Source organism: Rhodococcus gannanensis (genome assembly GCF_042681175.1).
Taxonomy (GTDB): Bacteria; Actinomycetota; Actinomycetes; order Mycobacteriales; family Mycobacteriaceae; genus Rhodococcus_G; species Rhodococcus_G gannanensis.
In genome coordinates, this window is the sequence record NZ_JBHUFB010000010.1 from 547,578 (window position 1) to 567,930 (window position 20,353).

A 20,353-nucleotide genomic window follows, 5' to 3' on the forward strand; every position below is an offset into this window, starting at 1 on the left:
CGGTCACGCCCACCCATCCACCCGCCGACACGCGCCGTCCGGCCGGACGCACGACGATGCCCGCCACGCGAGGTGGCGGGCATCGTCGGTCTCTCCGGCGGGTCGGGCGGGATCGTCAGCGCACGAGTTGCGCACCCGGGACCGCAGTCGGATCGTTGCGCACCTCGGCCGGGTTGGTCTCCCGCAGCCGCCACGCCGACAGAACCGTGACCAGGCCCATCAGTGCGACGAACACCGCGACGAGCGTGGTGGTTCCGGTTCGGGCGATCAGCGCAGTCATGATGAACGGCGTTCCACCACTGACGGTGATCGCCGCGAGCTGGTATGCGAGTGACGCACCGGAGTACCGCACGTTCGGGGCGAACAGCTCACCCATGTACGCGGCGATCGGACCGTAGGTCATCGACTGGAAGATGCTGCCGACCGTGACGGCGAGGAAGAACAGTCCCAGGTTCGCGGTGTTGACGAGCATGAAGTACGGGAACGCCCACAACACGATCGCGATGCCGCCCGCGATGATCATGGGCCGCCGACCGATGCGGTCCGAGACCCAGCCCGAGAACGCCACCACCGGAACCGAGATGATGCAGCTGAGCATCGAGATCGTCAGCAGGTCGTTCCGGTTCATGTCGAGTTCGGCGGTGGCGTAGGTGAGCACACCCGCGATCGAGATGTAGAACAGTGCGTTCGTCGCAGCGAGCAGCCCACAGCCGAGCAGGATCGTGCGCCAGTGCTCCTGGAGCGCCTGCTTCAGCGGCGCCTGGGCGACGACCTTCGTGCCGGACGCCTTCTCCTCGAGTTCCTTGAATTCCGGGCTGTCCTCGACCTTCGTCTGGATGTAGAGCACGACGGGAAACAGGACCGCACTCGCGAGGAACGGAATGCGCCAGCCCCACGACAGGAACGCGTCGTTCGAGATCGCCGCGGTGGCGCTGAGGAACGCGATGTTGCCGAGCACGACACCGAACGACACGCCCATCTGTCCGAACGTGCCCGAGAACCCACGCTTCTTGGGGCTCGCGGACTCCGTGAGCAGGAGGACGATTCCGCCCCACTGGCCACCGCACGCCAACCCCTGAACGAAGCGCAGCACCACCAGGAGGATCGGCGCCGCGACCCCGATCGCGTTCGCGCCGGGCAGACATCCGATCAGGAAGGTCGCCAGTCCCATCAGGAGCAGACAGACGACGACGGCGGGCTTGCGCCCGAACTTGTCCCCGTAGTGGCCGGCGATGAGCCCACCGAGCGGGCGCGCGACGAATCCCGCCCAGAACGTGCTGAAGGACAGCAGCGTCGCCATGAGCGGCGAGGAATCCGGGAAGAACACATGCGGGAACACGAGCGCGGCCGCGGTGCCGTAGAGGAAGAAGTCGTACCACTCGATGGAGCTGCCGACGAGGCCGGCGAACAACAGCTTGCGGTGGGCACTGGCACCCGACTTCGACCGGGCGGACCGGGCGGTGGCTCTGCGACTGGGGTCGACTGCGGATGTGGTCATCCATCCTCCTGGAATCTCGTTCACTGGACGGTTGTTCAAACTTGACATCAACTTCAGGTAAGCGAGCGCTTGCCCACTATCGCGGACCAGGGTTGTGATGTCAATCACTTCTCTGTGTGGCCCGGGGTCACACCCCGCGTGGTCGGAACGCGTCAGGCGTCGCGCAGGGCGCGGCGAAGGATCTTGCCGCTCACAGTCTTCGGAAGGTCGTCACGGACCTCGACGATCCGGGGGCACTTGTAGGCGGCGAGCCGATCGCGGCAGAACTCCTGCAGCGCCGCGGCGTTCGTCGACAGCCCCGACTTGAGCGAGACCACCGCCTTGACCGTTTCCCCGCGATACGCGTCGACCACCCCGACGACGGCCGCCTCACGGATCGCCGGATGCTCGTAGAGCACGTCCTCGACCTCGCGCGGCCACACCTTGAACCCGGACGCGTTGATCTGGTCCTTCTTCCGGTCGACGATGTAGAACCAGCCACCGGAATCCATGAAACCGACGTCGCCCGTGTGGAATCGGCCGGACGGCATCGCGCGTTCGGTCTCGTAGGGCCGGTGCCAGTACCCCGCCGCCACCTGCGGCCCGGACACCACGATCTCGCCGATCTCCCCGACAGGGACCGCATCGCCCCCTTCGTCGACCACCGACGCGACCGTCCCCGACACCGGCACCCCGACGGAAACCGCACCCGATTCGGAATCGACCGGCGCCTGCACGCCGTGCGGAACGACGATCGCCGGGCTCGTCGTCTCGGTCAGCCCGTAGCCGTTGTGGATGTAGTGCCCGAACTTCTCCCGGAACGCTGCCAGGGCCGCATGCGGGACGGGTGCACCACCGGAGTACACCGACCGCAGGCTCGACAGTTGTTCGGCCGTCACCTCGGCACTGTTCGTCCAGGCGATGAACACCGTGATGGCGCCGATCGTCGCGGTCGCCCGGCGTTCGGCGATCACCTCGGCCGCCACCACCGGATGGAACCGGCACGTCAGGATCGTCGCGGCGCCGGCGAGCAGCGGCGCGGCGATGTTCGCGATCAGTCCGGTGATGTGGAACAGCGGCGCCACCGCGTACACCACCGACTCCGGACCGAGCCGCGTCCAGTCGCGGTAGATCTGGGCCGTGAAGACGACATTGGCGTGGGTGTTCATCGACCCCTTGGGTGGACCGGTGGTGCCCGAGGTGTACGGCAGGTACGCCAGGTCGCCTGCAGTGAGTGGGACGTCGGCCGGCGCCCGGCCACGGAACCGGTCGATCAGGTCGAGCAGGTCGTCGGCGGCATCGGCGGCACGGTCGCCGTCCCCGAAGATGCGTGGCTCGTCCCTCGTCCGGAAGGCGAGCTCGGAGGTCGTGATCACGGTGGCGATCCCGGCCCCTGCCGCCGCCGACGCCACCTCGTCGCGCACCGACTCCAGACAGATCACGACAGCGGCACCACTGTCGGAGAGGACGGCGCGCAACTCGCGGTCCCGGTACATCGGGTTGAGCGGCACCACCACGGCGCCGAGCTTCCACGCCGCGAGAACCGCGACGTGGAACTGCGGCACGTTCTGCAGGACGAGCGCGACACGGTCACCCTTGCCGATGCCCCGCTCCCCCAACGCCACCGCGAGGGCATCGGACATCTCGTCGAGATCCCGATACGTGACGGTGGCGTCGAAGTAGTGGATCGCCGGCGCTTCGGGCTCCCGCACGAGCGTGGCCCGGAACATCGCAAGGGCCGTGTCGAACTCGACGCGTGCGTCCGCCGGAACTCCGGCCGGGTAGTGCGCCAACCAGATTCGCTCCTCGTATGCGCTCATGCGGTGGGCTCGAAGTAGCGGCGGGGATTGTCGACCATCATCACCGCGATCTGCTGCTCGGTGATGCCTCGCCCCAGGAGCGCCGGAATCACGTCGTCGCTGATGTGGGTGAAGTTCCAGTTCGGTACAGCGGCCGCCTTGGCGCCCTCCTCGAACCAGTCGATGAAACAGGCGGCGTCGTGCGCGAGCACCATCTTCTCCGCGTAGCCGCGACGCACGAGCTCGACGACGGTGTCGACCCGGTTCTCGAACGGAAGCAGCACGTCGAGTCCGAACCGGTCCATACCGAGGTACGAGCCCGCGTCCGCGAGGGAGCAGAGGTAGTCGAGGTCGGTGGAGTCGCCGGAGTGGCCGATCACGACCTTCGACAGGTCCACCCCCTCGGACTCGAGCACCTTCTGTGCGACGAGTCCGGACTCGGTGTGCGGGTTGGTGTGCACCGTGATCGGAACACCGGTCTCGACGTGCGCCTGGCCGACTGCCCGCATGACGCGCTCGACTCCCGGCGTCAGACCCTGCTCCTCGATGGCGCACTTGAGGAACGCCGCCCTGACCCCGGTGTCGGCGATGCCCTCGCGGATGTCCTTGACGAACAACTCGACCATCGGTTCGGGCACGTCGAAGAGCAGGCCCGGGCCGGTGTAGTGGAACTGGAACGGCACGTCGTTGTAGGTGTAGATCCCGGTCGCGACGACGATGTTGATGTCGACCCGCTCGTTGATCCGCTGGATGCGCGGGATGTAGCGGCCGAGGCCGATGACGGTGGGATCGACGATCGTGTCGATCCCGCGCTCCGCGCACGCAGTGAGCTTCACGACGGCGTCGGCGACGCGGGCGTCCTCGTCCCAGTGGTTGGGGTAGTCGCCGTAGTTCTGCCGCATCTCCTCGCCGAGCACGAAGACGTGTTCGTGCATGAGCGTGGAGCCGAGAGCGGCGGCGTCGACGGGTCCGCGAACGGTTTGAACTTGGGCCATGAGAGCTCCTCGATGTGACTGACATCACTCTGGGTGAGACAGTGCGCTAGTCTGTCTCAGGTACCCCGACTCGTCAACCGTCACCTCGAATTGCATGATGGTCCGGCACGTGAGGAGATGACCTGATGCCACCCGTCGCCGACCGCCGGCGCGCGATCGATGCAGCCACCCGGATCTACATCGACGAGAAGCCACTCGACATGTCCTGTCTCGCACAGGAACTCGGAGTCGGACGCGCAACCCTGTACCGATGGGTCGGCAACCGCGAGGAACTGCTCGCCACCGTCCTGAGCGAGGCCACGGAGCGCACCTACCGGTGGGCGATCGACCGCGCCACGGGCACCGGAGCCGACTTCGTCCTCGATTTCGTCGAGCGCGTCATGAGGACCGTGGACGCCTCTCCCCCGCTGCGGGCGCTGACCAAGCGCGAACCACTGCTCTTCACCCGACTGGCCCTCATGCCCGGGTCCATCGAGGCGGTGTCCGCGCGCATCATGGCCGAGATGCTCGAACGGGAGGAGGCGTCGGGTGCGCTGACGCTCGCGCTGTCACCGGCCGTCCTCGGTGAGGCCATCGTGCGGATCTGCGACATCCACCTCTACGCGCCGCTGCTCGGAGGGGAGACCGCCCAGATCGACACCGCCCTCGACCTCGTCGCCCTGCTCCTCGGCGTCACCCGCCGCCCGGGCTGACACGCCGAAATCGGATGCGCCGGGCGCCGCCCGGGTCCACCATGGTGGGCGGCCCCGAACCGGACGCACACCGAACAGCGAGGTTCCACCCACGTCCACTCCCGCGCTCACCGACATCGCCGCCACACTGCGGGCGGCCGGATGCGTGTTCGCGGAAGACGAGGCCCGGTTGCTGGTCGACGCCGCGACGCACGACCACGAACTCGCGGCGATGGTCCGGGACCGGGTGTCCGGCCGGCCGCTCGAGCAGGTCCTCGGATGGGCCGAGTTCTGTGGGCTCCGGATCGCGGTGTCGCCGGGCGTCTTCGTGCCTCGGCGACGCACCGAATTCCTCGTCGACCGGGCCGTCGCGGCACTCGACCACCCCGACGCGGTGGTGGTCGACCTGTGCTGCGGGTCCGGTGCGGTCGGGGCCGCGATCGCCGCCGAGGCCGCATCCGGGCGGGGATCCGGGCCCGTCGTGCTCCACGCCGCCGACGTCGACCCGGTCGCCGTCGCGTGCGCCCGCCGGAACCTCCAGCCCGGGTCGGTCCACCTCGGAGACCTGTTCGACGCACTGCCCCGCACACTGCTCGGCCGGGTCGACGTGCTCGTCGTGAACGCCCCCTACGTACCGACAGATGCGCTCTCCACCATGCCCCCCGAGGCGCGACTGCACGAACCCCGCCTCGCACTCGACGGCGGTCGTGACGGCGCCGACGTCCACCGCCGGGTCGCCGCCGAGTCCCCCGCCTGGCTCGCACCGACCGGACGGCTCCTCGTCGAGACCGGTGAACGGCAAGCCGTTCTGACCGCCGCCGCATTCGCGCGCGCCGGACTCACACCGACGGTCGCGCACTGCCCCGAACTGGACGCGACCGTCGTGACCGGGCGTCGCTAGACTCCGCTCATGTCGAGCGATCCGGGCCTGCGTGAGGACTCGCAGACGAGCGGCCACGAGGCGCGCTGGGAGCAACACAATTCCGAGCGGCGATCCCGGATCCTGCGAGCCGCGGTGGAGCTCATCGAGGAGGCACCCGCGGGAACCGACGTCTCGGTCCGGCAGATCTCGGCGCGGGCGGGGCTCGCCAAATCCGTCGTGTACCGCCAGTTCGAGGGGCGGGAGGATCTGGACCGGAGGATCCGGTCGCACCTCATCGACGACTTCTCCCGCACGCTCGAAGCGGGTCTCGACACCTCGCACGGCTCGATCGAAGAGATCATCGCGCGCACCATCCGGGCCGTGGCCGACTGGATGGCCGACCACCCCCGACTCGACGAGTTCGCCCGCACCGGACCGACCCACGAGGGCCCGTCCGACGTCGACGCGGTGACGAGCCTGAAACTCCGGATGTCCGAGCGCGCTCGGGACGTGCTCACCTCGATCGCCGACCAACTCGGTGTGGACACCGGTGACGGCATCTTCGACACCCTGCCGTTCGCGGTGGTCACGATGGTCGAGGGCACCCTGACGCACTGGGTGCACGACGTCGACCCCACCCGAACGAGGGAACAGATCGTCGACGAACTGACCACGCTCACCCGCTACGTCCTCGACGGTGCGATCAGGTCGGTCGGTCTGTCGGTCGATCCGCGGATGGAGCTGACGGACCTGATCGCACAGTTGTCGGCGCGATGAACCTAGGCCGCGGCGCGGGTGCGGCGGTCCGGCTCGCTGCGGTACCGGCTGTGCCGACCGTCGATGGAGAGCCGCTTCCACAACCGCTTCGTCGTCCGGTTCATCAGGCCCAGTTCGTCGGCGAGCGCGCGCATGTCGTCGAAGTACCCCGCGAGGATCGCCCGCGAGTGCTCGCTGCGCCAGAACGCCTCCCGCATCACCTCCGGCGGGATGTCGAAGGTCCGGGCGAAGGACTTCGGCGGCGTCATGATCTCGCCGGCGAGCCACCGCATCGCGAGGGGGAACGTCACCCCGGCGGCGGCCCGCATCGCGGGACCGGCGTGCGCGAGGTGCGCCCGCAGGAACTCGCCCGCGAACGAGATGTGCCTGGCCTCCTCGGCGATGTGGATCTGCATCGTCCTCAGGACGGCGGGCGGCAGGTTCGCACCGTCGCGGATGAGCGCCTTCTGGTAGTTGTCGATCGGCTCCTCACCGCCGAGGATGCCGATGAACAGGCCCAGTGGCGCGAATCCGCCGAGGACGCCGATGAACGGTGAGAGCGCCCGGAACGCCGGGCGCATCCCCGGGACGTCGACTCCGATCCGGTTGACGAGTTCCTGGAACATCTGGATGTGGTTGCACTCCTCCGTCATCTCGTGGAGGCAGTAGCGGAACTCGGCCGAACCGTTGGGCAGCCGCATGATGTACTGCATCATTCCGCGGATCAGGATGCTCTCGAACGCCGCTCCGACCTTGATCGAGTTCGCGTGACGCCACTTCCCGATCTCGATCTGCCGGTCGAGCGGCAGTCCGCGGTACCAACTCGTCGCACCGAGCGGGTCGAGGGCCGGCGAGAGTACCCACCGCGGGTCGTCGGGGTCGATGGCGAATTCCGGCGCATCCCAGGGAACGTCGAGATACGGGTCGAAACTCCGATGCACCGAACCCTCGGACAGGGTCAACAGAGCCTCGCGGTAGTCCGAATCGTGAATCCCGCTGTACCGCATCGCCATCGAAGCCCCTCTGTCGCCGACCGGCGGTCCGCCGCTCAGGGCCGGAACGACCGGTGTACCAGTGCGGCCGAATTTACTGGGACTCGCGGTCCCATGCAAGTGTTGGTGGGACTCACGGTCCCATACGGGTGCCTACGCGACGCCGGCACGATCGGCGCCTACGATTCCGGCGTGAGCATTTCGCTGTGCTGCCTGCTGTGGGCGCGACCCGGCCAGCATGAAGGCCTGATCGCGTACGAGGATCGGGTCCTCGAACTCGTGTCCGAGCACGGCGGTCGGGTCCTCCAGCGCGGCCGCACCGACGGATCGGGAGATCAGCCCCTCGAGATCCAGGTGTTCACCTTCGAGTCGCAGTCCGCGCTCGACGGCTACATGAACGACGAGCGCCGCCTCGCGCTCGCCGACGAACGGGACCGCGTCGTCGCCCGCACCGAACTGATGCACGTCACGCTGAACGAGGGTTAGCTCAGACGCCGGAAATCCCGTTGCCGGGCCACGACGGCCGCCGTACCGTCGGAGGTGGTAACCGTTTCCCAGCCGAAGGAGCCGTTCTCGTGATGGTGCCCGTCACCGAAGCCGACATCCGGGCGTCGTTCGTCAACTGCTCGAAGGGCGACGCCAAGCGGCTGTCGATTCCGCGTGATCTGGGCGAGCGCCCCTGGCAGGACCTGGACTTCCTCGGCTGGGGAGATCCGACGCTGCGCGGCCGCTGCTACATCGTGGTGCCGATCGGGAACGACCTCACCGGCGTCGCGTTCCGCTACGAGACCGGAGGAACGGGCAAGGCGCAGATGTGCGCGATCTGCAAGACCACCCACACCGGGGGCGGGGTGTCGTTGATGACCGCTCAGAAGGCGGGTGAGGCGGGGCGGCGGGGCAACAGCATCGGGATCTACATGTGCACCGATCTGGCGTGCTCCCTGTACGCGCGGAACAAGCGGCGACCCAGTGCCGGCAACCGCTACCGCGAGACGCTGAGCATCGAGGAACGCATCGAACGGGTTCGCGAGAACATCACCTCGTTCGTCACCGGCCTGTCCGCCTGATCTCTCGAGGCGCCGAAACCCGGAGACGACTCGGGCCCGAGCGGCACACGCCGCCCGAGCCCGGGAACGAATCGGATCAGGCGCTGACGAGCTCGCCCGCTGCCGCGACGAGTCCGGCGACGACGCCACCGACCTGTGCTGCGACCTCGGCGTTCTCCTTCGGGTGCTTGTCGCCGAACTTGTCGATGGTGCCGCCGATGGAGATGGAGACGTCCTCGAGCACCTCGCCGCCGGCAATACGGACCGCCTTGCGGGTGTCCTCGTGAGCCCACTGCGCGGCATTGCCGGACGGCGACGCGCTGACGACCGCGACAGGCTTGGACTTGACCGCGCCCGCACCGTAGGGCCGCGAGATCCAGTCGATCGCGTTCTTGAGCACGGCCGGGATGGTGCCGTTGTACTCGGGGGTGACGAGCAGCAGTGCGTCCGCCTCGTTCGCTGCGGTGCGCAGCGCGGTCACGGAAGCCGGAACGGACTCGTTGTCGAGGTCCTCGTTGTAGAACGGAACCTCGCCGAGGCCCTCGTAGATCACGACATCGGCGCCCTCGGGAGCGACATGCGCCGCGGTCTCGGCGAGCTGGCGGTTGACGGAGGCGGCACGGAGGCTGCCGACGAGGGCGAGAACGCGAGTCTGAGACATGGTGATGATCCTTCGAAGTACGTGGGGCCGGTCGTTCCGACTCCGACTCTAACCGGACCGTGGTCCACTTTTGTTCCCGCACTACCATCGTCCTGTGCACCCCACCACGGTCCCGATGGCCGACGACTCCGGCGCCGAACGCTGCGATGCCGCCCGCAACCGGGCGTTGTTGCTGGATGCGGCCGCTCTCCTCGTCGCCGAGCGCGGAGCGGACGCAGTCACGATGGACGCCGTGGCGGCCCGCGCAGGTGTGGGCAAGGGCACAGTGTTCCGCCGATTCGGCAGCCGGTCCGGCCTCATGCACGCCCTGCTCGACCACACCGAGTCCGAACTCCAGCAGGCCTACCTCCACGGCCCGCCACCGCTCGGACCCGGCGCCGACCCGATCGAGCGACTCGTCGCCTACGGTCGCGCCCGACTGGCCATGGTCGAGGTGCAGGGTGACGTCCTGCGCGCGGTGGAGAACTCTCCCGAACTGCGCTTCGGCGGGCCGGCCCGCCAGGTCAGCCTGGTGCACGTCCGCACCCTCATGGGTCAGGCGGGCACGCCCGGCGACCTCACCCTTCTCGCACAGAGCCTGCTCGCGCCGCTGGAGGCGTCCCTGGTGTTGCACCAGGTTCGTGACCTCCACATGCCCATCGACCGGATCGCCGACGCCTGGGAGGATCTCGTACGCCGAATCACCGCGAGGTGATCCGAACACCCGTGCCGATCACTACGATCTGCGGTCATGCGCACCCTTCGCCTCGCGGCGCTCGCGATCGCGGCCCTCGCCCTCGCCGCCTGCTCCGACTCCGGTTCCGCGGCGTCCGATTCGCCCCAGTCGGATCTGCTCGGCCGGACGTTCGTCTCAACCACGGTCGACGGCGCCCAGATCCCCGGCGGTGGACCCCTGACCGTCGAGTTCACCGAACCGGACCGCATCGCGGGCACGGCCGGATGCAACAGGGCGACGGGCACCGCCGACTTCTCGGGCGGCACCATCGTGACCGGGCCACTGGCCACCACGATGATGGCGTGCATGGGCGAGAACGCGGATTCGGACCAGTGGCTCGCCTCCTTCTTCGCCGCGAAGCCGGCGTGGGAGCTCGACGGTGACACCCTCACCCTGCGCACCGACGCGTCGACCGTGACACTTCTCGACCGGAGGATCGCCCAACCCGACCGCCCGCTCACCGGGACGACCTGGGTTGTCGACACCACGATCACGCCCGCCGCGGTGACGTCCTCGCTCGCGATCGAGAAGGCGGCACCGACCCTGCAGATCGCCGACGACGGCACCGTGACGGGCTCCACCGGATGCAACTCGTTCACCGGCCGCGCCGAGGTGTCGGGCGAGACGATCACCTTCGGACCTCTCGCGACCACGCGACGCGCGTGCGTTCCCGAGCTCGCCGAGGTCGAGCAGGCCGTCCTGACCACGCTCACCGGAACCGCCACCGCGACAGTCGAATCCGACCGTCTGCAGCTGATGAACACGAACGGGACCGGGCTGGGGCTGCGCGCTCGGTGAGAGACGACCGGCGTTCACCGCGCGCGGTGGTCGCCGGTCGTCGTGAACGTCAGTAGTGGGCGTCGAGCCAGGCACCGAGTTCGCGTGCGCTCGCGTCGACCTGGGCCGGCCAGTCCATCGCGGACTCGTCGGCGTTGTCGCTGACGTGCTTGACGAGCCGGCACACGGCACCCATCCGGGCGCAGGCGGCGGCGATCGCGAAACCCTCCATGTCGACCAGGTCGGCGCGCCTGGACAACTCCGCGCGCCGAGCGGGGTCGGAGACGAACACGTCTCCCGTCGCCAGAACCGACCCGTCCCCGTCGGGCAGCGAGATTTCGTCCACCGCCGGGTAACCCAGTGATCGCAGTGCCTCGGCACTGAGGTCGTGATTGAGGACCCGTGACGGCACGTACAGACCGGCGTGGTGATCGTGCAACGCGCCGGCGGTGCCGACGTTGACGACGACGGGCCTCGCTCCGGCCGGATACGCCGCGAGCGCCTCGGTGACCGCGATCGCAGCGTCGACCTTGCCGATTCCGGTGTGGAGCACGCCGAAGCGCGCGGGCACGTGCGCGGCTTCGACGGCGGTGGCGGAGACGACGAGAACAGGGGCGTTGGTCACCGCGCGACTCTAGCCTTCGCGCCGGAGCGGGCACCTCGCTAGAGTCACGCGCATGTCCACACTGCGTGCGCGAATTCTGGAGGAACTCGGCGCCAAGCCGACCGTCGACCCGGCCGACGAGGTCCGGACCCGCGTCGACTTCCTCAAGGCGTACCTGCGTTCCACGCCGGCGAAGGGATTCGTCCTCGGCATCAGCGGCGGGCAGGACAGCACCCTGACCGGGCGGCTGTGTCAGCTGGCCGCCGATGAGCTTCGGGCCGAGGGACACGAGGCCGAGTTCGTCGCGGTCCGTCTGCCGTACGGCGTGCAGGCCGACGAGCACGACGCGCAGGTGTCGCTGAAGTTCATCCAGCCGGACCGGTCGATCACCGTGAACATCAAGCCCGGTGCGGATGCCGCCGCGGCGGAGAGCGCCGCCGGTCTCGTCGAGGTGCTCGGACCGATCGGCGAGCTGCGGGACTACGTGCGCGGCAACGTCAAGGCCCGCGAGCGGATGGTCGTTCAGTACGCCATCGCGGGCGAACTGGGGCACCTCGTGGTCGGCACCGACCACGCTGCGGAGGCGATCACCGGCTTCTTCACCAAGTACGGCGACGGCGGTGTCGACGTGACCCCGCTGACCGGACTGTCCAAGAGGCAGGGTGCGGCGCTGCTCCAGCACCTCGGTGCGCCGGACTCCACGTGGCGGAAGGTCCCCACCGCCGATCTCGAGGACGACCGCCCGGCCCTGCCCGACGAGGAGGCCCTCGGACTGCGGTACGAGGAGATCGACGACTACCTCGAAGGCCGCGACGTCACCCCCCGCGTCGCGGAGAGGATCGAGACCATGTTCCTGAACACCCGCCACAAGCGCGCCGTGCCGGTCACGCCGCTCGACGACTGGTGGAAGTAGTGCCGTGACCACCGTTCTGGTCGTAGGGGGCACCGGTACCGCGGGTTCTGCCGCGGTGTCGGAACTCGCATCCCGTGGCCACACCGTGCGAGTGCTCAGCCGGCACGCCCCCACCGACCTGCCCGGCGGAGCGACCCACACTCCCGGCGACCTGTTGACGGGCGCAGGCGTGCCCGAGGCGCTCACCGGCGTCGACGTGGTCGTCAGCGCGGCGAACGGACAGACCAGGGCCACCCGCCCGGTCTTCACGGACGGCGCCCGCACCCTGACCGCCGCGGCCCGCGACGCCGGGGTGCGACGACTGGTGTTGCTGTCCATCGTCGGCGTCGACAGGGTGAAGTTCGCCTACTACGAGGCGCTTGTCGAACAGGAACGGATCTTCACGCAGTCCGGGCTGGACACCACGGTCGTGCGCTGCACCCAGTTCCACTCGCTGGTGCGGTCGCTGTTCGCCGCCACCGCCCGCGTGGGGGTACTGCCCGCCGTGCGGGGTGCCCGGTTCCAGTCGATCGCTCCCGCGGACGTGGGCCGGGCGCTGACCGAGGCGGCGCTGGCCCCGACCCCCGTCGCTCGAATCGAGATCGGCGGTCCGGAACCGGAGTCGATGCGCGACCTCGCGCACACGTGGAAGCGGGTCACCGCTTCGCGAGCCGTGGTGGTCGGACTGCCGGTCCCCGGCGCAGTCGGCCGATTCCTGCGGGAGGGTCGGAATCTGACACCCGAGAACAGGTACGGCACGACCACTTTCGAGGAGTGGCTCGCCTCGAACGGCAGCTGATCAGCCGCCCGCGAAAGGCGGAAGCACGTCGACCCGGGAAGCGACGGCGTCGTCGAGGTCTCGGGTCAGCTCGTCGTTCTGCAGGTAGGCCGCGACGTCGAGCACGCGCGCCATCGCCGGACCGTGCCGGTCGATCAGCGCGGCACGCAACCGGCCGAGCGTGACCCCCTCGGTGAGCGGCAGCTGCTCCTCGCCGCATCCGGCGGCCTCGGCGGCGGCCGCGAAGTAGCGCACGGTCACCACCACCGTCTCCGGTGCCGTCCGCGCCGCCACGTTCCCGACCGTCTCAACCACCGATGGCTCCCATGCTGCGTTGCGGCGGCGCGAAGCCGTCCGCGTCGATGCCGTGTCCGGCCCACTTGGTCCACATCGCGCCGCGCCACAGCGCCGCGATGTCGTCGTCGCTCGCGCCTGCCCGCATCGCATCCCGCAGGTCGATCTCGCTGTCGCTGAACAGGCAGGACCGGACCGTTCCCTCGGCGGTGAGACGGGTTCGGTCGCAGTCCTCGCAGAAGTTCCGGGTGACGGACGCGATGATGCCGACGGTCGCCGGTCCGCCGTCGACGAGCCACTCCTCGGCGGGCGCGGACGGATCCTCACGCCCGGCTTCCGTGAGCGCGAACCGCGCGCCGAGGACGTCGAGCAGGTGCTGGGCATCGACCATCGTGGTCCGGTCCCATGCCTGATCTGCGTCGAGCGGCATCTCCTCGATGAACCGCAGGTGCGCGCCCTCGTCCAGGCACCACTGCAGGAGGTCCACTGCACCGGTGAGGGTTTCGGGCATCAGGACCGCGTTGATCTTGAGCGGCGTCAGCCCGGCGCGCGCCGCGGCGCGGATTCCGGCGAGCACCGCGGGCAACCTGTCCCGCCGGGTGAGTTCGGCGAAGTGGTCGCGATCGACGGTGTCGAGGGAGATGTTCACGCGGGACAGCCCGGCATCGACGAGACCCTGGGCGCGGTGCTCGAGGCCGACCGCGTTGGTCGTCATCGACAGCGGTGTCCCCGGCACGGCGCGCGCGCAGCCGCCGATGATGTCCTCGAGGTCGCGGCGCATCAGTGGCTCGCCACCGGTGAAACGCACCTCGCGGACACCGAGGTCACGCACCGCGATCGTGACCAGGCGGACGATTTCGGAGGCGGACAGCAGTCGCTGCTGCGGGATGACGGGCAGGCCCTCGGCGGGCATGCAGTAGGTGCACCGCAACGAGCACTTCTCGGTGATGGAGACGCGCAGGTCACGGGCGACGCGACCGAACCGGTCGACCAGATCGGGAGTGTCCGGGCGGTCCGAGGCCTCGACGTGGCCACGAACGGTGGGCAGGCCCATCGACACCGGCCGCACGGTCGCCGTCATCGGATCCCCACCTCCCACATGTCACCAGTATGCCGAGTCCGTGTAACGCGGAGGTTATCCGCGGTGCGGGTCGCCCTGTCGGAGCCTCGTCGGCTGCCGCATAGGATGGGTCTCCACGCGACCGGGAGGGCCATGACCAGCAGATCCGTCGATGAGCACGCAGAGATCGTCCGGCAGTTGCTCTCCCCTGCGCTGACGCCCGCGAGCGAGGCGGTCGCGGTGCCCGACTCCCTGGGCAGGGTCCTGGCCGACGACGTCCGTGCGCCGATCGACCTGCCGGTGTTCCGGAACTCCCAGATGGACGGATACGCGGTCGCCGCCGCGTCCCTACTGGAAGCGCCGGTCTCCCTTCCTGTGACAGCGACCGTGGCGGCGGGCGATGCCGGACCCGAGCGGCTCACACCCGGCACGGCAGTCAAGATCATGACCGGCGCCCCCGTGCCCCTCGACGCCGACTGCGTGGTCCCCGTCGAGGACACCGACTCCGACGGCGACGTCGTGCGCATTCACGCCTCCCGGCGGTCCGGCGAGTTCGTCCGGGACCGCGGCAGCGACGTCACCGCCGGCACCCTGCTGCTGGCGGCGGGCGCCACCCTGACGGCACGGCATCTCGCGATGCTCGCGGCGGTCGGCCTGGCCGAGGTGCCGGTCCGTCGCCGCCCACGGTTCGCGGTGATCGCGACCGGCGCCGAACTGATGCCACCGGGCAGCTCGCTGGGACCGGGGCAGATCTTCGAGTCGAACTCCGTCGCGCTGGCCGCCGCGGTCCGCGCCAACGGTGGCGACGCAGTCCTTGTCGGCCACAGCACCGACGTCCCGGACCGTTTCCGCGACCTGCTCGGGCGCGCCGTCGACGCCGCCGACGTCGTCATCACCTCCGGTGGGGTGTCGATGGGCGATTTCGAGGTGGTCCGCGAGGTCCTGACGCCGCTCGGTGGCTGGTTCGGGCACGTGGCGATGCAACCGGGTGGCCCGCAGGGTCTGACCACCGTCGACGGGGTGCCGGTGCTCAGCTTCCCCGGGAACCCGGTGAGCACCCTGGTCTCCTTCGAGGTGTTCGCCCGCGCCGAGCTGCGCCGGTGCGCAGGGCTCGCGCCCGTTCCCACCGACCGTGCGACGCTCACGGTGCCCGTGCGGTCCCCCTCGGGGAAGCGGCAGTTCCTGCGCGGACGGCGAGTTCCCGGCGGTGTGACACTGGAGTCGGGTCCGGGTTCACACCTGGTGGCGGCGCTGGCCCGTGCGGACGTGCTGCTCGACATTCCGGAGGACGTGACGACGATGCAGACAGGAGACGACGTGCAGGTGTGGGAGCTGTGAGCGGAGATCTGACGCACCTCGACGACGAGGGCCGGGCCCGGATGGTCGACGTGAGCGCCAAGGCGACCACGACCCGCATCGCGGTCGCCGCGGGCGAACTGCAGACCACGCCCGAGGTGATCGCGTTGGTCCGGGCGGACGACATGCCCAAGGCCGACGTGCTCGCCACCGCACGGATCGCCGGGATCGCGGGCGCCAAGCGAACGTCGGAACTGATTCCCCTGTGCCATCAGCTCGCACTGTCGTCGGTGAAGGTCGAGTTCGGGTTCACCGAATCGGCCATCACGATCGAGGCCCGCGCGAAGACCACGGGCCAGACCGGCGTGGAGATGGAGGCGCTGACCGCCGTCGCCGTCGCCGGTCTGACATTGCACGACATGGTGAAGGCGGTGGATCCCGCGGCAGTGTTGAACGGGGTCCGATTGCTGACGAAGTCGGGCGGGAAACGAGGGAACTGGGTGCGCGAGGACGAGATCCCCACACCCGCAGCGGAATCCGAACCGACGCCGGAGCGATCCGCGGTGGTCCTGGTCGCCTCGACCGCCGGCGCCGCGGGAACCCGCACCGACACCACCGGCCCGGCGCTCGCCGAGTGGCTGGGCGGGCTCGGGTTCGCCGTCCGCGGGCCGCTCGTGTGTGCGGACGCCGATATCGACGCCGGTCTCGCGGACGCGCTGCGCGGCGCCCCGGCGCTGGTCGTCACGACCGGCGGTACGGGCGCGTCGCCCAGCGACCGCACCCCCGAGGCCACCGCCGCCGTGCTCGACCGCGAGCTGCCCGGACTCGCGGAGGCCATGCGCCGCAAGGGAACCGAGAAGATCGCCCACGCATCGCTGAGCCGGGGACTCGCCGGGCTCGTCGGCCGTACCGTCCTGGTGAACCTGCCCGGATCCCCCGGCGGAGTGCGGGACGGAATAGCGGTACTCGAACCGATTCTGGATCACCTGCTCGCGCAGGTCGCAGGTGGAGGAATGCACGATGAGTGAACTGCTGGCAGCCATCTCCGACCAGCCCCTGGATCCGGCTGCGGTCGACGCCGCCGTCGCCGGTCCCGAACACGGCGCGGTGGTCCTGTTCTCCGGCGTGGTGCGCAATCACGACGAGGGGCAGTCCGTCACCGCCCTCGAGTACTCGGCGCACCCCGACGCGGAAGCGTTCCTGCGTCGCTGTTGCGAGCAGGTGTCCGAGGAGTCGGGACTGCCGGTGGCCGCGGTGCACCGGGTCGGTGCGTTGACGATCGGCGACCTGGCTCTGGTTGCCGCGGTCGCGGCGCCTCATCGCGCCGAGGCGTTCGCGGCGTGCTCGCTCCTCGTGGAGCGGATCAAGGCCGAGGTCCCGATCTGGAAGCGTCAGCACTTCGCGGGCGGGGTCACCGAGTGGGTCGGACTGTAGGACTCACCCGGCGGATTGCTCGCCAATGTCGTTGAGTGCCAGCGTGACCGAATCCGGCCGACCGGGGTAGCCCCGGACGGGAACGGTGGGTGGCGCGGCGCGGCGCCCCGTTCCACCGACCCGAACTCGGCCGACGCGGGTGTGACCCAGGCAACGGCAGGCACCCTGCAGGGTCCGCTATGCTGAGCTCACTCGGCGCGAGCTTCACAGCGCCAGCCGTCGTGGATCGGTTTTCACGTGCCAGGCACGAACTCTTCTTACGGCGATCGATGTTGCCCACCGGCAATCTCGCCACCCTTGTGCCGATGTCGCACGCGGACCCGCGCGGTCCCGTGCCGGTCGGCGCAACCCGATGCCCGAAAGGCACTCGCACACACATGACAGCGACCTTCGCCGAACTCGGCGTGCCCGCTCCCCTCGTGACAGCACTCTCCGGCGCCGGAATCAGCGCGCCGTTCCCTATCCAGGTCGACACGCTTCCCGACACCCTCGCCGGCCGCGACGTCCTCGGCCGCGGCAAGACCGGCAGCGGCAAGACCCTCGCCTTCTCGATTCCGATGGCCGCGCGCCTCGCCGGCTCCACCGCATCCAGGCGTCGCGCGAGCCAGCCCCGCGGACTCGTCCTGGCCCCGACCCGCGAGCTCGCAACCCAGATCACCGCGACACTCGAGCCGCTGGCCACCGCAGCCGGGCTGCGCGTGACCACCATCTTCGGAGGCGTGTCCCAGCACCGCCAGGTCAAGGCACTCGAGGCCGGCGTCGACATCGTCGTGGCCTGCCCCGGGCGGCTCGAGGACCTGATGAAGCAGCGCCTCGTCTTCCTCGACGCCGTCGAGATCACCGTGCTCGACGAGGCCGATCACATGGCCGACCTCGGTTTCCTGCCCGGCGTGACCCGGATCCTCAAGGCCACACCCACCGGTGGTCAGCGCCTGCTGTTCTCGGCGACCCTCGACAACGGGGTCGACGTCCTCGTCAAGAAGTTCCTGCGCAACGAGGTGCTGCACTCGGTGGACGAGGCGAACTCGCCCGTCGCGGCCATGACGCACCACGTCTTCGACGTCTCCGGTGCGGCCGACAAGAAGGATCTCGTGCACAAGCTGGCGTCCGGAACCGGTCGCCGAATCCTGTTCATGCGCACCAAGCATCAGGCCCGCAAGCTCGCCAAGCAGCTCACCGAGGCGGGCATCCCGTCCGTCGACCTGCACGGCAACCTCTCGCAGAACGCCCGCGACCGCAACCTGTCCGCGTTCTCGTCCGGTGAGGCCCGGGTGCTGGTCGCAACCGACGTCGCCGCCCGCGGTGTCCACGTCGACGACGTGGAGCTGGTCGTGCACGTCGACCCCCCCGCCGAGCACAAGGCATACCTGCACCGCTCGGGCCGAACCGCACGCGCGGGAAGCGCGGGCGACGTCGTCACCGTCGTCCTCCCCGAGCAGCGCAAGGACCTCGCGCTGTTGATGCGCAAAGCCAAGATCACGGTCACGCCGCAGCAGGTGACCGCGACCTCCACCGCAGTCACCGAACTGGTCGGCGAGATCGCTCCCCACGTCGTCCCCGCACCGAAGCCGGTGGCGCAGCCGTCGGGTCAGGGCGGCGGTCGCCGCAGCGGCGGACAGCGTGGCCGCGGTGGCAACGGGGGCCAGGGCGGCGGATCGCGCCGGCAGCAGGATTCGTCCACGTCGGGCACCGAGAGGCGCAGCGGGACAGGAATTTCCGCGAACCGTTCGGCCGGAGGCGGCCGGGGACGCGACGCCGCGGCCCGCACCGGCGAGCGCAGCGGCGCCCGCACCGGAGGGAACGGCCGGAACGGATCGTCCGCCGGCCGCTCGAACTCCGGTCAGGCGCGCGGACGCTCGTCGGCTCCCGTCACCGTCTACAGCAGCGAGACGCCCGGCACCGACACCGCCCGCGGTGGCGACAACCGGCGCCGCCGTCGCGCGACGCGCCCGTAGTCGTCACCGCGTGACCGCCTGAACCGATCGAGCCCGCATGCGCCCAGCGCGCTGCGGGCTCGATCTCGTTCCACCGGCCGCGGCGTCGTCACGCCCCGTCAGGACTCGACGACGTAGCGGTGGACGGCGGTCATCGCCTCGGGACCGGTGTCACCGCCGGATGTCTCGGAGACGCACCCGTCGAGGGCACGTGCGATCGCGTCGCCGTCGATGTCGGCGCCGATCAGGACGAGTTCGGTGTGTCGCCGTGCGCCTCTGCCCCAGGGTGCCTGGTCGAACCGGATGTGCCGGCCGACGGTCTGCACCAGGTATCGCTCGGTGTGACCCTCGATCCCGAAGTACACGAATCCCTTCACCCGGTACAGGCCGGGCGGCGGCTCCTCCAGGAACCGTGCGAGGGCCCGCGGGTTCATCGGCGCCGCAGAGGTGAACGTGACGCTGCGGTACCCGTCGTGCAGGTGGGTGTGCCCGTCCTCGCCGTGACACTCCTCCTGCTCGAGCAGCAGTTCGTCGAGCCGCAACTGGCGTGGTTCGTCGTCGGCGCGGACGACCTCGTCGAACAGCAGTCGCGGATCGATCCGGCCGTGCGTGGTGGTGAGTACGGGAGCGCGCTCGGCCAGCTCGCCGATTCGGTTCCGGACAGTGTCGGCCTCGTCGTCGGACAACAGGTCGGTCTTGTTCAGGACCACGAGATCGGCCATGCGCACGTGCAGATCGAGTTCGGGATGACGTGTCCGATTGGTCTCGAACTCGGCGCCGTCGACGAGAACCACGAGCCCGCCGTACCCGATGTGGGGGTTCTCGCTGCCGAGGATCATGCGCACGAGGGTGCGCGGCTCGGCCAGCCCGCTCGCCTCGACGACGATCACGTCGATGTCCGCCCGGGTGAGGCGGTCGAGCATCGTGTCCATCTCCTCGACATCGACTGCACAGCACAGGCACCCGTTGCTCAGGGACACGGTGGAGTCGACCTGGCCGGCAACCAGCATCGAGTCGATGCCGACCGATCCGAAGTCGTTGACGATCACACCGATACGGACACCGTGGTTTCCGCGAAGCAGGTGATTGAGCAGGCTCGTCTTACCGGATCCGAGGAACCCGGCCACCAACACGACCGGAACCAACCGCCTCGCCACCCCGCACCTCCCTGCTCGATCGGGTGTCCATCGTAGTGGTCCTCCGGCGTCACACACGCGGACCGGCCGGACGATTACGCGATGCACGCCGCGCACCCCGACCTCCGCAGCGATCTGTGGTCGCCCAGAGTTCACTCGGTGGAAATACTCGGG

The 20,353-nt window shown here is 69.5% G+C and carries 22 protein-coding genes; 13 read left to right on the forward strand and 9 right to left on the reverse strand.

Annotation, left to right across the window (positions count from 1 at the left end; all coding sequences use genetic code 11):
- Positions 1-115: 115 nt before the first annotated feature.
- The 3 genes from ACFSJG_RS13610 to ACFSJG_RS13620 form a co-directional block, all read right to left on the reverse strand.
- A complete protein-coding gene (locus ACFSJG_RS13610) occupies positions 116-1,498 on the reverse strand; it encodes an MFS transporter (RefSeq protein WP_378485734.1) in 1,383 nt (460 codons plus the stop codon).
- 152 nt (positions 1,499-1,650) lie between these two features.
- A complete protein-coding gene (locus ACFSJG_RS13615) occupies positions 1,651-3,297 on the reverse strand; it encodes an AMP-binding protein (protein ID WP_378485735.1) in 1,647 nt (548 codons plus the stop codon).
- Positions 3,294-4,271, reverse strand: coding sequence for a phosphotriesterase family protein (locus ACFSJG_RS13620; RefSeq protein WP_378485736.1), 978 nt, complete (start codon positions 4,269-4,271; stop codon positions 3,294-3,296). Before ACFSJG_RS13620 ends, ACFSJG_RS13615 begins: the two co-directional genes overlap by 4 nt.
- 125 nt (positions 4,272-4,396) lie before the next feature.
- Between ACFSJG_RS13620 and ACFSJG_RS13625 the strand changes: the two genes are divergently transcribed.
- The 3 genes from ACFSJG_RS13625 (at position 4,397) to ACFSJG_RS13635 (ending at position 6,581) form a co-directional block, all read left to right on the forward strand.
- Positions 4,397-4,963, forward strand: coding sequence for a TetR/AcrR family transcriptional regulator (locus ACFSJG_RS13625; protein ID WP_378485737.1), 567 nt, complete (start codon positions 4,397-4,399; stop codon positions 4,961-4,963).
- 115 nt (positions 4,964-5,078) lie between these two features.
- The gene (locus ACFSJG_RS13630; protein ID WP_378485983.1) at positions 5,079-5,843 is read left to right on the forward strand and encodes a putative protein N(5)-glutamine methyltransferase; all 765 of its coding nucleotides are present in this window, start codon (positions 5,079-5,081) and stop codon (positions 5,841-5,843) included.
- A gap of 9 nt (positions 5,844-5,852) precedes the next feature.
- The gene (locus ACFSJG_RS13635) at positions 5,853-6,581 is read left to right on the forward strand and encodes a TetR/AcrR family transcriptional regulator (protein WP_378485738.1); all 729 of its coding nucleotides are present in this window, start codon (positions 5,853-5,855) and stop codon (positions 6,579-6,581) included.
- A 2-nt stretch (positions 6,582-6,583) separates the two neighbouring features.
- Here ACFSJG_RS13635 and ACFSJG_RS13640 read toward each other — a convergent pair whose 3' ends face one another.
- Entirely contained in the window at positions 6,584-7,573 is a 990-nt protein-coding gene (locus ACFSJG_RS13640; protein ID WP_378485739.1) for an AurF N-oxygenase family protein, read from the reverse strand.
- Between the two features lie 171 nt (positions 7,574-7,744).
- On the opposite strand from ACFSJG_RS13640, the gene ACFSJG_RS13645 reads away from it, so the two are divergent.
- Positions 7,745-8,038: a hypothetical protein gene (locus ACFSJG_RS13645; RefSeq protein ID WP_378485740.1), complete on the forward strand. Its 294-nt coding sequence runs from the start codon at positions 7,745-7,747 to the stop codon at positions 8,036-8,038.
- 92 nt (positions 8,039-8,130) lie between these two features.
- Entirely contained in the window at positions 8,131-8,619 is a 489-nt protein-coding gene (locus ACFSJG_RS13650; protein ID WP_378485984.1) for an FBP domain-containing protein, read from the forward strand.
- Positions 8,620-8,695: 76 nt separating this feature from the next.
- On the opposite strand, the gene ACFSJG_RS13655 is transcribed toward ACFSJG_RS13650, so the two are convergent.
- Positions 8,696-9,259: an NADPH-dependent FMN reductase gene (locus tag ACFSJG_RS13655; protein WP_378485741.1), complete on the reverse strand. Its 564-nt coding sequence runs from the start codon at positions 9,257-9,259 to the stop codon at positions 8,696-8,698.
- Between the two features lie 115 nt (positions 9,260-9,374).
- Here ACFSJG_RS13655 and ACFSJG_RS13660 point away from each other — a divergent pair, with 115 nt between their 5' ends.
- Both ACFSJG_RS13660 and ACFSJG_RS13665 read left to right on the forward strand, forming a co-directional pair.
- Positions 9,375-9,953, forward strand: a complete 579-nt coding sequence (locus ACFSJG_RS13660; RefSeq protein ID WP_378485985.1) for a TetR/AcrR family transcriptional regulator — start codon at positions 9,375-9,377, stop codon at positions 9,951-9,953.
- Between the two features lie 36 nt (positions 9,954-9,989).
- Complete coding sequence (locus ACFSJG_RS13665) at positions 9,990-10,772, forward strand: META domain-containing protein (protein ID WP_378485742.1); 783 nt, start codon at positions 9,990-9,992, stop codon at positions 10,770-10,772.
- Positions 10,773-10,821: 49 nt separating this feature from the next.
- Here ACFSJG_RS13665 and ACFSJG_RS13670 read toward each other — a convergent pair whose 3' ends face one another.
- On the reverse strand, positions 10,822-11,376 hold the full coding sequence (locus tag ACFSJG_RS13670; protein WP_378485743.1) for a nucleosidase: 555 nt from the start codon (positions 11,374-11,376) through the stop codon (positions 10,822-10,824).
- Between the two features lie 52 nt (positions 11,377-11,428).
- On the opposite strand from ACFSJG_RS13670, the gene nadE reads away from it, so the two are divergent.
- Complete coding sequence (gene nadE, locus ACFSJG_RS13675) at positions 11,429-12,268, forward strand: ammonia-dependent NAD(+) synthetase (protein ID WP_378485744.1); 840 nt, start codon at positions 11,429-11,431, stop codon at positions 12,266-12,268.
- Between the two features lie 4 nt (positions 12,269-12,272).
- Positions 12,273-13,046: an SDR family oxidoreductase gene (locus ACFSJG_RS13680; RefSeq protein ID WP_378485745.1), complete on the forward strand. Its 774-nt coding sequence runs from the start codon at positions 12,273-12,275 to the stop codon at positions 13,044-13,046.
- On the opposite strand, the gene ACFSJG_RS13685 is transcribed toward ACFSJG_RS13680, so the two are convergent.
- On the reverse strand, positions 13,047-13,340 hold the full coding sequence (locus ACFSJG_RS13685; RefSeq protein WP_378485746.1) for a MoaD/ThiS family protein: 294 nt from the start codon (positions 13,338-13,340) through the stop codon (positions 13,047-13,049).
- Entirely contained in the window at positions 13,333-14,388 is a 1,056-nt protein-coding gene (moaA, locus tag ACFSJG_RS13690; RefSeq protein ID WP_378485986.1) for a GTP 3',8-cyclase MoaA, read from the reverse strand. Before moaA ends, ACFSJG_RS13685 begins: the two co-directional genes overlap by 8 nt.
- A 144-nt stretch (positions 14,389-14,532) precedes the next feature.
- Between moaA and ACFSJG_RS13695 the strand changes: the two genes are divergently transcribed.
- The 4 genes from ACFSJG_RS13695 to ACFSJG_RS13710 all read left to right on the forward strand — a co-directional run bounded on the left by ACFSJG_RS13695 (position 14,533) and on the right by ACFSJG_RS13710 (position 19,064).
- Positions 14,533-15,717 (forward strand): molybdopterin molybdotransferase MoeA, encoded by a 1,185-nt coding sequence (locus ACFSJG_RS13695; RefSeq protein WP_378485747.1) that lies wholly within the window; start codon positions 14,533-14,535, stop codon positions 15,715-15,717.
- Between the two features lie 41 nt (positions 15,718-15,758).
- The gene (gene moaCB / locus ACFSJG_RS13700) at positions 15,759-16,703 is read left to right on the forward strand and encodes a bifunctional molybdenum cofactor biosynthesis protein MoaC/MoaB (protein WP_378485987.1); all 945 of its coding nucleotides are present in this window, start codon (positions 15,759-15,761) and stop codon (positions 16,701-16,703) included.
- Positions 16,696-17,109: a molybdenum cofactor biosynthesis protein MoaE gene (locus tag ACFSJG_RS13705; protein ID WP_378485748.1), complete on the forward strand. Its 414-nt coding sequence runs from the start codon at positions 16,696-16,698 to the stop codon at positions 17,107-17,109. The genes moaCB and ACFSJG_RS13705 overlap by 8 nt, the downstream gene beginning before the upstream one ends.
- A gap of 377 nt (positions 17,110-17,486) precedes the next feature.
- The gene (locus ACFSJG_RS13710; RefSeq protein ID WP_378485749.1) at positions 17,487-19,064 is read left to right on the forward strand and encodes a DEAD/DEAH box helicase; all 1,578 of its coding nucleotides are present in this window, start codon (positions 17,487-17,489) and stop codon (positions 19,062-19,064) included.
- A 98-nt stretch (positions 19,065-19,162) separates the two neighbouring features.
- Here ACFSJG_RS13710 and ACFSJG_RS13715 read toward each other — a convergent pair whose 3' ends face one another.
- Positions 19,163-20,200: a CobW family GTP-binding protein gene (locus ACFSJG_RS13715; RefSeq protein WP_378485750.1), complete on the reverse strand. Its 1,038-nt coding sequence runs from the start codon at positions 20,198-20,200 to the stop codon at positions 19,163-19,165.
- Positions 20,201-20,353: the final 153 nt, after the last annotated feature.